Consider the following 12240-nt stretch of genomic DNA (forward strand, 5'->3'; position numbering starts at 1 on the left):
TCGATCCAACTCAGCGTGAAAAGCAATGCTCGAACAGCGTCATTAGCAATCGCGGATTAATTAGAACCGCCTGTGGACAAACTCCCTATAGTCGAAAGCCTCCCAGACAACACACACTAAAGGGGTTTCTCGATGAACCGCTTGCTTCGTCCGTTGGCCGCGTTCGCTACGCTGCTGGCGCTGTCCGCGCCGTTTTCTTCCGTTGCACACGCCGACACCAAAGAAGTCGTGATCGCGTATCAGGACATGGTCGTGCCTTGGCGTTATGCGCAGGCCACGGGCGAAGTCGAGAAAGCCACCGGCTACAAGGTCACCTATCGCAAGCTCGGCAGCGGCGCCGACGTGATCCGCGCGCTGGCTTCGGGCTCGGTGCAACTCGGCGAAGCGGGGTCGAGTCCGATTGCCGCCGGGCTGTCGCAGGGCGTCGATATTTCGCTGTTCTGGATTCTCGACAACATCAACGACGCCGAAGCGCTGGTCGCGCGTGACGGTTCCAATGTCACCAGTGTCGCGGGTCTGAAGGGCAGGAAGATTGGCGTGCCGTTCGTGTCGACCTCGCACTTTCATACGCTGGTCGCACTGCAGAACGCCGGCGTGAATCCGTCGGATGTGAAGATCGTCAATCTGCGTCCGCCTGAAGTCGCGGCGGCGTGGGAGCGCGGCGACATCGACGCGACTTACATCTGGGACCCGGTGCTGGCGAAGGTGAAGAAGAACGGCAAGGTGCTGATCACGTCCGGGCAGGTTGCGCAGCAGACCGGCAAGGCGACTTTCGACGGCTTCGTCGTCGACCGCAAGTTCGCCAGCCAGAACGCCGAGTTCGTCGCGCGCTTCGTGAAGGTGCTGGCCGCGACCGATGCGAGCTATCGCGATCACACGTCGGCATGGACCGCTACGTCGCCGCAGGTCGAGGCGGTTGCGAAGGAGTCCGGCGCTACCGCACAGGAAGTGCCGGCGAGTCTCGCGCTGTATGGGTTCCCGACGCCGGCCCAGCAGGCGTCGAATGCATGGCTTGGGGGCGGGGCGCAATCCGGCGCGGCTAAATCGCTCGCTGCGACCGCTGCGTTCCTGAAGACACAAGGCACGATTCAGAACGTGCTGGCCGATTACTCGACCGGCGTCGATCCGCAGTTCGTACAGCGTGCGGCACATTAACTTTTTAAACGTGCTTACCCATCAGCATCATGGAGCATGGCGATGAGCGGTCTTGAGATACGGCGGCTGCACGTCGCCTACGAAGGCGCACGCGGCGCAGCGCCGCACGTCGCGCTCGCTGACGTCGATCTGCACATCGAACCGGGCGAGTTCGTCGTTGCGCTGGGTGCGTCCGGCTGCGGCAAGACGACTTTGTTGAACTGCATCGCCGGGTTTATTCAGCCGACTGAAGGCGAGGTGCGTCTGAACGGCGAACCCGTACTTGGACCGGGCGCGGGTCGCGGTGTCGTGTTCCAGAAGTACGCGCTGATGCCCTGGCTCGACGTGCTCGACAATGTCGCGCTCGGCTTGCGTTTTCAGCGTGTGCCGAAAGCGCAGCGCGAGCGCATCGCGCAGGAGATGCTGGCGCTGGTTGGGCTCGAGAAGCATGCGCGTTCGCGGGTCTACGCACTGTCGGGCGGCATGCAGCAGCGCGTGGGCATAGCACGCGCGCTGGCAAGCGATCCGCAAGTGCTGCTGATGGACGAACCGATGGGCGCGCTCGACGCGATGACGCGCGAGTCGATGCAGGAACTCGTGCTCGACGTCTGGGGCCGCACAGGCAAGACGGTGTTCTTCATCACGCATAGCGTGGAGGAAGCGCTGTTTCTGGCGACGCGCCTCGTCGTGATGACGCCGGGACCCGGCCGTATCGCCGAGAGCTACGACTTGCCATTCGCGCGGCGCTTTCTCGAGACACGCGACGCACGCGCGGTGAAGTCGTCGCCGGATTTCATCGAATGGCGCGAACGGCTGGTGCGCCGTCTGCACGAACGGAGCGAGCGCAACCAGGACCAGGAAGAGGTGCTGTCGTGACGGCTTCACGTGAATCGTTGGGCACCGTGCCCCTGACCCAGACAAGCGAGCCGCCGCGGCGTAAAGCCCGGCCGGTACGCGGCTGGCGTTTGCCGGGTGAAGGCCCGACCGCGGTGCTGAGCGCGGTCTCGGTCACGACGCTCGCGGCGCTATGGTGGCTTGCCACGCATCTGCGCTGGCTGCCGCCACTCTTTCTGCCGACGCCCGAGGCCGTTTGGGCCGCATTTCTGGACGCCTGGCACGGCCGTATTCAAGGCGGCTTGCCACTCTCGGAGCATCTCGCATGGAGTGCGCTGCGCGTGTTCGGTGCGTTCGCGCTGGCCGCGATCACGGCGGTGCCGGTCGGAATCCTGATGGGCGTAAGCCGGGTTGCACGCGGTTTGCTCGATCCGCCGCTGGAGTTCTACCGGCCGTTGCCGCCGCTTGCGTATCTGCCGCTGGTGGTGATCTGGTTCGGTATCGACGAGACGGCGAAGATCGTCGTGATCTATCTCGCGTGTTTCGCGCCGATTGTGATGGCGGCGCGTGCCGGTGTGCGGAGCGCGACCATCGAGCAGATTCATGCGGCGTATTCGCTGGGTGGCCGCTTCGCGCAGATCGTGCGCTATGTGGTCCTGCCGGCGGCGTTGCCTGAGATCCTGACCGGCTTGCGGATTGCCATCGGCTTTGGCTGGACCACCCTGGTTGCCGCCGAGATGGTCGCGGCCACAGCGGGTCTCGGTCAGATGGTGCTCAACGCGTCGAGCTTTCTGCGTACCGATGTGGTGGTGATGGGCATCGTGCTGATCGGACTGATTGCGTGGCTGTTCGATCTCGGCATGCGTGCGCTGGAGCGGCGCCTGGTGCCGTGGAAGGGGCGTGTGTAGCCGCAGCTCGCGCCAGCCAGCGCAATCTCAAGCAAACAGCTCAATCACCGGCCAGCCGCGTTCCGTGGCAATGGCACGCAGGCGCGGGTCGGGATTGGTCGCGACCGGATGCGTGACGCGCTCGAGCAAAGGCACGTCGTTGATCGAATCGCTATAGAACCAGCTCTGCGGAAAGTCCTGCAGACGGTGGCCGAGCGAAGCCAGCCAGCTCTCGGTGCGTGTGATCTTGCCTTCGCGGAAGGTCGGCACGCCGACGGCGTTTCCGGTAAAGCGCGCCAAAGGATCGCCGCCTTCGGTGCCCAGATCGATCCCCAGCAGATGGTCAAAGCCGAGCGCCTTACCGATCGGCTTCGTAATGAACACATTGGTGGCGGTGACGATGCAGCACAGGTCGCCCGCTTCAATATGACGTTGCACGAGTTCCCGCGCAGCCGGCAGGATCGCCGGCGCAATCACATCCTTCATGAACTGTGCATGCCATGCGTCGAGCTGCTCGCGCGAGTGGCGAGCGAGCGGCGCCAATGTGTAGTTCAGATAGGCGGTCATATCGAGCGTGCCGGCCACATACTGCCGGTAGTAATCGTCGATTTCTTCCGCGTGCTGCGCAGCGCCGTCTATGCCCAATCCAGCGATGAAGTGGGCCCACGCCTGATCGCTATCGAGCGGCAGCAGCGTGTGGTCCAGGTCGAACAGCGCAAGGTTGCGGCTCATCCAGAGTCCTTGTGATGAAGTGGGCAAACGAAGTGATCGAGTGAATTGCGTTCCGGACGATAAGCCGGCACACAGCAATCCACAGTTCGGCACGAGCGTATATTTAAAAGCACAAAATTACAATAAGGCAAAAATGTGCAACACTACTGTCATAAACGCCCCGGGTGCCGGTTCACGCGGCATGCGGTTCGGGTCATGGCAGCAGGAACGGATGCGCAGTGCCTTATGTTGATTCTCCTTAACCTTCTGGCTGGTGTGGCGCTCCTCGTGTGGGGCTCGCACATCGTACGTACCGGCATCCTGCGCGTGCTCGGCGCCGATCTGCGCAGTGTCCTCGGGCGCAGCACGAGTAGCCGATGGCGTGCCTTTCTTTCGGGCGTCGGCGTCACGAGCCTCGTGCAAAGCAGCAATGCAACGGCGGTGATCGTCACGTCGTTCGCTGCGCAAGGTCTTCTGCCGCTCACCAGCGGCCTCGCCATCATGCTTGGTGCCGACGTCGGCACCGCACTGATGGCGCGCTTGCTCACACTCGATCTGTCATGGCTGTCGCCAATTCTGATTCTGGTCGGCGTGCCGCTCTTTCTGTCGCGCAAACAAATGCGCACGGGCCAGGTCGGCCGTACGCTCATCGGGCTCGGCTTGATCCTGCTGGCGCTGCACCTGATCGTCGAAGCCGCCCAGCCGATGATGCAGGGCGCCGGCGTGCGCGTGATGTTCGGCGCACTGACCGGCGACACCACGCTCGACGCGCTGGTCGGTGCGGCATTTGCGATGCTGTCTTATTCGAGTCTCGCGGCGGTTCTGTTGACAGCAACGCTTGCCTCGTCCGGTGTGATCTCACTCAAGGTGGCGTTGTGTCTCGTGATCGGCGCGAATCTCGGCAGCGGCCTGCTGGCGCTGATGGGCACCCTCGCGCAGAACGCGGCGGCACGGCGTCTGGCCTTGGGCAGTCTGGCGTTCAAGCTGGCCGGCGCGCTGCTGATCCTGCCGTTCGCGCCGTTGCTTGCACGCGGCCTGCCAGTGTTGATCGCGAATCCACGCGAAGCGGTGGTCGGCTTTCACGTGATCTACAACACGCTGCGTTGCTGCGCATGCCTTTCGCTGATCGATCCGGTGGCGCGCATCTGCACGCGGGTGTTGCCGGACCGGCCGCAGCCCAACGGCGAACTGCGGCCGCTGCATCTGGATGCCGCCGCACTTTCCACGCCCACGCTCGCACTCGCGAACGCCGCACGCGAGGTGCTGCGTATTGGCGATATCGTGCGCACCATGCTCGATAACGTTGCGGGCCTGATCCATGAAAACAGCCTCGACAAGGCGCGCGAAACGGTCCGGATGGACGACGACGTCGATCAGCTCTACGCCGCGGTCAAAACCTATCTGACGCTGATCTCCCGCGAGCAACTCGACGAAGCCGATAGCCGCCGCTGGACCGACATCATTTCGTTGACGATTAACCTGGAGCATGCGGGCGACATCATCGAGCGGATTGTCGGCGATATCGAGGAAAAGAAGATCGCGCACCGGCTGTCGTTTTCGGAGGAGGGGTTGGGCGAGCTGGACGACCTGCAGGCGCGGCTCGTCAGCAATCTACAGCTTGGCCTGTCGGTGTTTCTGAATAACGATCTGCGTTGCGCAGAGCGGCTGCTGGCGGAGAAGGAGCGTTTTCGCGATCTGGAGCGCGCGTACTCATACAAACATCTGGACCGACTCGCCGGGCAAACCTTGCGCAGCATCGAAACCAGCGCGTTGCATCTGGATCTGATCAGCGACATGAAGCGACTCAATTCGCTGTTCTGCTCGACGGCCTATCCGGTGCTCGAAGCTGCCGGCGCGCTGCGCGACACGCGCTTGCGCAAGCGCGTGCTCGACACAATGCATGTGAAGGAATAAGCGGCTTGCGCGGCGCGCTTGCAGCGCTCACTGAAGCGTTCGTGCGAAGCGCCGAACACATCGGCGCCCTAAGCGAGAACGATCTCTTCCAGCTTCTTTTTCAGCGCTGCAAAGTCGGCGGCTTCGGCCGCCTTCTTGTTGGTGACCAGCACATCGATCCGATCGACCGGACAGTACGAAATCCGGCTGCGCTGACCAATCTTGCTGTAGTCGGCAAGGATCACCACGCGGTCCGCGTTGGCGACCATGGCGCGAGCCACTTCGGTTTCAGCGTGATCGTAGTTGGTGGCGCCGTGCCGGTGATCGATGCCGACCGGCGAGAGCAAGGCCATGTCCGCACGATAGCGCTGGATGTCGAGTACGGTGGTCGCGCCGGTGGTCGCCATCGCCCGATCGCTGATCGAGCCGCCCAGCAGAATCACTTCGTTGGCCGCTTCCGTTTGATCCACGGCGCCACGCATTTTCAGCGCGACGTCGATGGAATTGGTGACGATCGTCAAGTTCGCCAGTTTCGCCAGCTCTTCAGCGAGCGCCGCGGTGGTGGTGCCCGCGTCGATGAACAGTGTCTGGCCGCTCGCGATCAAACCGGTGGCCGCCTTCGCAATCGCGGTTTTGGCTTTGACACGCATGTGGGCGCGCTCGGCGATCGGCGCCTCGTCAGCGGGTTTGATCGCGCCACCATGTACGCGCTTCAGTTCACCGAGTGCTTCGAGGTCGAGCAGATCGCGCCGCACCGTTTCTCGTGACACCCCGAGGTCCGCCATGATCCGTTCGGTCGACACGCGCTGAAGCGTAGACAGCAACGCGCGAATTCTCTGATGACGGTCTTCCTGCCACATGCAATTTTCCTTGGATGTGAACGCGCGTTCACACGGCTTGTTTTAATGGTGTCATCGTGGACACGGATGTGTGTCCGGACAATGACAAGCGTACTACTTTAGCCGAATTGTGTTGTATTTTTTTGGCAGCTTGCAAGTTTGTGTATTTAACCTTAGCCTTCGCAGATCGAAGTGCGGCGCATATTTCGAACATCAAATGTTCGAAAAGGAATTGAAATGTCCGATTTCGAGCATTTGGCGGCGTTTTTTGGCAATTTGTTAGACACATGTCGTCGCCATAATGGATCTTGGGATCTGCCGTCTGAACCATTCGCTACTGTATACGGTGCTGCCGGGACGCCGCACGGTTCGGCATCCTGACAATAGGATTGCAGAGCTGTAGTGGGGCGTGACGTTGGCCGTGCGGCCAGCTATCGCAGCGTCGCCCATTGGCGCGATACTACGCGCGGGGCTCGCGCGTAAAAGGCTGCATGGCGCAGTTGTGGCATGACGGCAGTGGCAGCTTGGAACGTGTCGAGAGCATACTTAACCCGCTCTATCTGGAAGGTAACGAGACGTGGGAAACGGGATTGATCGCACCTCATCCGCAGACTGGCCGTATCCGAGGCTGGTTGCGCATCGCTGCGGCGGCACGTTGGCGCCGGAGAACACGCTGGCCGGTTTCGACGCATGCGTGCGTTACGGCTACCGCATGGTCGAATTCGACGCCAAGCTCTCTGCTGACAACCAGCTCTTTCTGTTGCACGACGACACGCTGGAACGCACGACCAACGGTCATGGCGCCGCTGCTGAACACACGTGGAACCAACTGGCCGCGCTTGACGCCGGCGCCTGGTTCGGCCCGCAGTTCGCCGGTACGCATCTGCCGACGCTCGCCGAAGCCGCCGGACGTTGCGCACGAGATGGCATTGCCGCCAACATCGAAATCAAACCCTGCCCGGGGCGGGACGAGATCACCGGGCGTCTGGTCGCAAGCGGCGCATTGACTTTGTGGCAAGGGCAAACGCCGCCGCTGCTGTCGTCGTTTTCGTTCGAGGCGCTTGCGGCAGCGCGCGATGCGGCGCCCTCGCTGCGACGCGGTATGCTGTTCGAAGAGGTGCCGGCTGACTGGCTGCGCATCGTGCGGGAGTTGGACTGCGTGTCGCTGCATGCGAGCCACCGGTACCTGACCGAGCCGCTGGTCGCCGAGATCAAGGCGGCCGGATTGCGCGTGCTGGCCTACACGGTGAACGACCCCGAGCGTGCGCAGGTGCTTGCGCAATGGGGTGTCGACATGATTTGTACAGATCGTATCGATAGACTGGAGCACGACATGTTTTCAGCGCCGGTGAATCCAGACTGAGCCGGACTGAGCATGGCACGGGTGCGCGAGTGCGAACTTGCACAGGCGTGTACCCATAGAGCTAGAAATTAGAAATTTTCCAAACGTAGCAATTTCGGCAGAGGATGGGGATAACTATGAAGCGCACCGCGTTAGCTCGTTTACTTTCGATGTCGGCCGCTGCGGGTGTCGCCGCAGCCGGCGTGAGCAGCGCTTCGGCCGCGCCGCTCGACGCACTGGTCGCAGCCGCCAAGCAGGAAGGCCAACTCACCGTGATCGCGTTGCCGCACGACTGGTGCAACTACGGTGAACTGGTGGCCGGTTTTCAGAAGAAGTACGGCATCAAGATCAACGAGTTGAACCCGGATGCGGGTTCGGGCGACGAAGTCGAAGCCATCAAGGCGAACAAGGGCAACAAGGGTCCGCAAGCGCCTGATGTGATCGACGTGGGTCTGTCGTTCGGTCCGACCGCGAAGGCCGAGGGTTTGCTGCAGCCGTACAAGGTCGCTTCGTGGAACTCGATTCCCAAGGAGTCGAAAGACGCCGATGGCTATTGGTATGGCGATTACTACGGCGTGCTGTCGTTTGAAGTGAACGCCGACATGATCGACAAGGCGCCGTCCGACTGGAGCGATCTGCTCAAGTCAGACTATAAGAACGCCGTCTCGCTGGCCGGCGACCCGCGCACGGCCAATCAGGCGATCCAGGCCGTGTTCGCAGCAGGTCTGTCGCAAAGCAAGGGCGATGTGAGCAAGGCCGACAAGGCCGGCCTCAAGTATTTTGCCGACCTGAACAAGAACGGCAACTTCGTGCCGGTGATCGGCAAGGCCGCATCGCTCGCGCAAGGCACCACGCCGATCGTCGTGCGTTGGGACTACAACGCGCTGGCCGACCGCGACACGCTGAAGGGCAATCCGAAGGTGCAGGTGGTGATTCCGAAGACGGGCGTGGTCGCCGGCGTGTACGTTCAGGCGATCAGCGCCTACGCACCGCATCCGAACGCCGCCAAGCTGTGGATGGAATACCTGTACTCCGACGAAGGCCAGATCGGCTGGCTGACCGGCTATTGCCACCCGATGCGCTATAACGAATTGGTAGCGGCGAAGAAGGTTCCGCAAGCGCTGCTCGACAAGCTGCCGCCGCCGTCGTCATACAAGAACGTGGTGTTCCCGACGCTGTCCCAGCAGGACGCCTACAAGGACACCATTACGAAGCACTGGGACGAAGCGGTCGGCGCGAACGTCAAGTAATCGTCGCGGCGCACGCGGTTGCGGCGGCAGCGGGGGCGGCGATCTATCGCATGCCGCACACGCCGCCGCTTCTAACCGCAACGTGCAGTTTCAAAGGTAGCGTGCCGCTCCACGAGAGCGGCGCGCCAGGCGTTAGCCAGATTGCCTAAGGGTGAGCTATGAGCGCTTCATCGGATGCTGGATCGGTGCAGCCGGAATTGCTGGTTCCGCCTGTACCCACGCCAACGCCTCGCGTCAACGGTCCGGGCCGCGCGTCGCAGTTCCTCGCCTGGATCGGCGTGGTGCCGTTTTTCACCTTCGCGCTGCTGTTCCTGATTCTGCCGACCGGCTTTCTGATGGTCGGCGCGTTTCAGGATCCGCAAGGCCACTTCACGCTCGGCAATTTTCGCGACTTGCTCCAGCCCACGGTGCTGGACGCCTACTGGATCAGCTTCAAGGTAAGCGCCGCTTCAGCGCTCGGCGGCGCGTTGATCGGCTCGCTGCTCGCGTGGGCGGCGGTGCAAGGCAAATTGCCGGGTTGGATTCGTCCTACGTTGATGACGTTCTCCGGCGTCGCCTCGAATTTTGCCGGCGTGCCGCTCGCATTTGCCTTCATCTGCACGCTGGGGCGCGTCGGTCTCGTGACCGTATTGCTGAAGAAGTACCTCGGCTTCAACCTGTACTCGACGGGCTTCAGCGTTCTGAGCTTTTCCGGGTTGACGTTGACTTACCTGTACTTCCAGATTCCTTTGATGGTGCTGATCGTCACGCCCGCGCTCGACGGCCTGAAGCGCGAGTGGCGTGAAGCCTGCGACTGCCTCGGCGGCACGGCCTTCCAATACTGGCGTCACGTAGCGTTGCCGGTGTTGTGGCCGAGCGTGCTCGGCGCCACGCTGCTGCTGTTCGCCAATTCGTTTGGCGCAGTCGCCACGGCTTACGCACTGACCGGCAGTTCGTTGAACATCGTCACGATCCTGCTGTACGCGCAGATTCGCGGCGACGTCATGCACAACCAGAACCTCGGCTACGCGCTCGCACTCGGCATGGTGCTCGTGACGGGCTTGTCGAATGGTGGTTACATCTGGCTGCGTTCACGCGCTGAAAGGGGCCGTCGATGAAAAGCCAGTCGCGTGTGGGTGCGTGGACCGCGATGATCGTCGGTTCGCTGTACTTTCTGATTCCGTTGCTCGCCACCTTCGAATTCAGCCTGCGCATGAAACGCGGCGTTTACAGCTTCGAGGCGTATAGCGTCGTGCTGAGCGATCCACGCTTCCAGGCCTCGTTCGGCTATTCGATCCTGATGGCGGTGCTGACGATCATTGTTGGCGTATTGCTGGTGGTGCCGACCGCGTACTACGTGCAGTTGCGGCTGCCGAAGCTGCGGCCGGTCGTCGAATTCATCACGCTGTTGCCGCTGGTGGTCCCGGCGATCGTGATCGTGTTCGGTTATCTGCGCATATACAACAGCAGTTCGATTCTGCCGCTCACGGCCAACGAACGCGCGACCGACCTGTTACTGGTGTTCGGTTACGTCACGCTCTCGCTGCCGTACATGTATCGCGCAGTCGACGCCGGTTTGCGCGCGGTCGACGTGCGCTCGCTGACCGAGGCCGCCGAATGTCTCGGGGCGAACTGGCCGACGATTCTGTTCAAAGTGATCTTCCCGAATATCCGCTCGGGCATTCTGTCCGGCGCGTTTCTCACCTTTGCTGTCGTGATCGGCGAGTTCACGCTGGCGAGTCTGCTCGACCGCCCCGCGTTCGGCCCGTATCTGCAATTGATCGGCGCGAACCGCGCGTATGAACCGTCGGCGCTTGCGATCATCGCGTTCGTGATCACATGGGCGTCGATGGGTTTGATTCAGGTATTCGGCTCGGCACGCGCGCTTAGCGGCCAGAAAATTTGACGGACTAATTTGACCGACTAAGGCAGCGAATCATGGCATTCCTTGAGATCGAAAATCTGCATAAGTCCTTCGGGGCGAACACGGCGCTGCATCACTTCGACATGAAGATCGAGCGCGGCGAATTCATCACGTTCCTTGGACCGTCCGGCTGTGGCAAGACCACGGTGCTGCGGATGATCGCCGGCTTCGAAACGCCGACGCGCGGCATCATCCGGCTGGATAACAAGGACGTGACGTACCTGCGCACGCGGCAGCGCAAGGTCGGCATGGTGTTCCAGTCGTACGCGCTGTTTCCGAACATGACGGTGGCCGATAACATCGGCTTCGGATTGAAGATCACGCACCGCCCGCAGGAGGAGATCAAGAAGCGCGTCGAGGAGATGTTGCAACTGATCAAGCTGCCCCATCTCGGCGAGCGCTATCCGTGGCAGTTGTCGGGTGGCCAGCAGCAGCGCGTGGCGCTGGCGCGCGCGCTCGCCGGCAAGCCACAGGTGCTGTTGCTCGATGAACCGCTGTCGGCGCTCGACGCGAAGATCCGCATTTCGTTGCGGCAAGACATCCGCGCGTTGCAGCGCGAGTTAGGTATCACGTCGATTTTCGTCACGCACGATCAGGAAGAGGCGCTGTCCATTTCCGACCGCATCGTGGTGATGAACGAGGGGCGCGTCGAACAGATCGGCACGCCTTCGGAAATCTACAACTATCCGCGTACGCGCTTTGTCGCGTCGTTCGTCGGCACGCTGAACATTCTGGCGGGGCATGTGATCGACCCGAAGACCGGCAAGATGGCCGTCGACGGTCAGGAGTTGACTACCACGCAAGAACTGCCGGCAGACGACGCGGGCAAGAAGCGCATGCTCGCGCTGCGGCCCGAAGCCATTGTGCTGGAACCGGCCGCGCCGGGCCGCAATACGCTGAACGCGACCGTCGAAGAAGTAAATTTCCTCGGCGCGGTGGTGCGTATCAGAGCGCGCGTGAAAGACGCGGTGATTTCACTCGATGTGTTCAACGACCCGAATCGCGGCTTGCCCGAACGGGGTCAACCGGTATCGCTGGGTTTCTCGCACGAGAACTTGCTGGTGCTGGAAGAGGGTGGTGCATAGAAGCCGAACAGCAGTGTCTGACGTTGGCGAAAGCCCCGCGTACAGACCAGGCGGTTTCGGATGAAGTGGGCAAAAGCCCCAGCCCCAAAGGCTCTCCGGGTTTTCCCGCATTTGTGGCATGGACGGATTCCGGATTCCCCGACGCCCCTCGTCCGGATTTCCGGAATCCCGGACTGCGCGTGCTGTAACACGCCAAAAAACCTATAAAAATCAAAGCAGTTCGCTTTTCGTCAAGCTGGCATCGACCTTGCAATTTAGATCACGCGGCCGCAACGGTCCGACAACTAAAGCAAGGAGACAACGATGTCTGATTTCCCTTCCCGGTATATCTGAATTCGTCGTCTTGTCGCGGCCTAATGCCG

At 61.7% G+C, this 12240-nt stretch carries 11 protein-coding genes; 9 read left to right on the plus strand and 2 right to left on the minus strand.

All coding sequences use genetic code 11. From position 1 onward, the window contains the following. Window positions 1-132: 132 nt before the first annotated feature. From tauA to M0D64_RS20110, 3 genes are read left to right on the plus strand one after another with little or no spacing between them, the layout of a single operon-like run. Window positions 133-1155: a taurine ABC transporter substrate-binding protein gene (gene tauA / locus M0D64_RS20100; RefSeq protein WP_266258951.1), complete on the plus strand. Its 1023-nt coding sequence runs from the start codon at window positions 133-135 to the stop codon at window positions 1153-1155. A 42-nt stretch (window positions 1156-1197) separates the two neighbouring features. Then, window positions 1198-2010: a taurine ABC transporter ATP-binding protein gene (locus tag M0D64_RS20105; protein WP_266258952.1), complete on the plus strand. Its 813-nt coding sequence runs from the start codon at window positions 1198-1200 to the stop codon at window positions 2008-2010. A gap of 26 nt (window positions 2011-2036) precedes the next feature. Continuing rightward, a complete protein-coding gene (locus M0D64_RS20110) occupies window positions 2037-2876 on the plus strand; it encodes an ABC transporter permease subunit (protein ID WP_266259003.1) in 840 nt (279 codons plus the stop codon). A gap of 27 nt (window positions 2877-2903) precedes the next feature. On the opposite strand, the gene M0D64_RS20115 is transcribed toward M0D64_RS20110, so the two are convergent. Next, window positions 2904-3587 carry an HAD family phosphatase gene (locus M0D64_RS20115; protein WP_154564174.1) on the minus strand — a complete coding sequence of 228 codons (684 nt, stop codon included), beginning with the start codon at window positions 3585-3587 and terminating at the stop codon, window positions 2904-2906. Window positions 3588-3812: 225 nt separating this feature from the next. Here M0D64_RS20115 and M0D64_RS20120 point away from each other — a divergent pair, with 225 nt between their 5' ends. Continuing rightward, window positions 3813-5480: a Na/Pi cotransporter family protein gene (locus tag M0D64_RS20120; protein ID WP_154564176.1), complete on the plus strand. Its 1668-nt coding sequence runs from the start codon at window positions 3813-3815 to the stop codon at window positions 5478-5480. Window positions 5481-5548: 68 nt separating this feature from the next. Here the strand turns inward: M0D64_RS20120 and M0D64_RS20125 are convergent, their stop codons facing one another. Beyond that, entirely contained in the window at window positions 5549-6319 is a 771-nt protein-coding gene (locus M0D64_RS20125; protein ID WP_266238584.1) for a DeoR/GlpR family DNA-binding transcription regulator, read from the minus strand. Between the two features lie 556 nt (window positions 6320-6875). Here M0D64_RS20125 and ugpQ point away from each other — a divergent pair. From ugpQ to M0D64_RS20150, 5 genes are all read left to right on the plus strand, one after another. Beyond that, complete coding sequence (gene ugpQ / locus M0D64_RS20130) at window positions 6876-7661, plus strand: glycerophosphodiester phosphodiesterase (RefSeq protein WP_266258953.1); 786 nt, start codon at window positions 6876-6878, stop codon at window positions 7659-7661. A gap of 116 nt (window positions 7662-7777) precedes the next feature. Further along, window positions 7778-8890 carry an ABC transporter substrate-binding protein gene (locus tag M0D64_RS20135; protein WP_154564180.1) on the plus strand — a complete coding sequence of 371 codons (1113 nt, stop codon included), beginning with the start codon at window positions 7778-7780 and terminating at the stop codon, window positions 8888-8890. Between the two features lie 158 nt (window positions 8891-9048). Then, complete coding sequence (locus M0D64_RS20140) at window positions 9049-9987, plus strand: ABC transporter permease subunit (protein WP_093645614.1); 939 nt, start codon at window positions 9049-9051, stop codon at window positions 9985-9987. Further along, window positions 9984-10775 carry an ABC transporter permease gene (locus M0D64_RS20145; protein ID WP_093645611.1) on the plus strand — a complete coding sequence of 264 codons (792 nt, stop codon included), beginning with the start codon at window positions 9984-9986 and terminating at the stop codon, window positions 10773-10775. Before M0D64_RS20140 ends, M0D64_RS20145 begins: the two co-directional genes overlap by 4 nt. A gap of 32 nt (window positions 10776-10807) precedes the next feature. Next, on the plus strand, window positions 10808-11878 hold the full coding sequence (locus M0D64_RS20150) for an ABC transporter ATP-binding protein (protein ID WP_154564182.1): 1071 nt from the start codon (window positions 10808-10810) through the stop codon (window positions 11876-11878). Window positions 11879-12240: the final 362 nt, after the last annotated feature.

Source organism: Paraburkholderia sp. WS6 (assembly GCF_030464835.1).
In the GTDB taxonomy this organism is placed as follows: domain Bacteria; phylum Pseudomonadota; class Gammaproteobacteria; order Burkholderiales; family Burkholderiaceae; genus Paraburkholderia; species Paraburkholderia madseniana.

Bases quoted from the DNA above. Each gene is read 5' to 3' on its own strand.
- M0D64_RS20105 (WP_266258952.1), top strand. From the start codon at position 1,198: ATGAGCGGTCTTGAGATACGGCGGCTGCACGTCGCCTACGAAGGCGCA.
- M0D64_RS20125 (WP_266238584.1), bottom strand. From the start codon at position 6,319: ATGTGGCAGGAAGACCGTCATCAGAGAATTCGCGCGTTGCTGTCTACG.
- M0D64_RS20115 (WP_154564174.1), bottom strand. From the start codon at position 3,587: ATGAGCCGCAACCTTGCGCTGTTCGACCTGGACCACACGCTGCTGCCG.
- M0D64_RS20135 (WP_154564180.1), top strand. From the start codon at position 7,778: ATGAAGCGCACCGCGTTAGCTCGTTTACTTTCGATGTCGGCCGCTGCG.
- M0D64_RS20120 (WP_154564176.1), top strand. From the start codon at position 3,813: ATGTTGATTCTCCTTAACCTTCTGGCTGGTGTGGCGCTCCTCGTGTGG.
- tauA (WP_266258951.1), top strand. From the start codon at position 133: ATGAACCGCTTGCTTCGTCCGTTGGCCGCGTTCGCTACGCTGCTGGCG.
- M0D64_RS20150 (WP_154564182.1), top strand. From the start codon at position 10,808: ATGGCATTCCTTGAGATCGAAAATCTGCATAAGTCCTTCGGGGCGAAC.
- M0D64_RS20140 (WP_093645614.1), top strand. From the start codon at position 9,049: ATGAGCGCTTCATCGGATGCTGGATCGGTGCAGCCGGAATTGCTGGTT.
- M0D64_RS20145 (WP_093645611.1), top strand. From the start codon at position 9,984: ATGAAAAGCCAGTCGCGTGTGGGTGCGTGGACCGCGATGATCGTCGGT.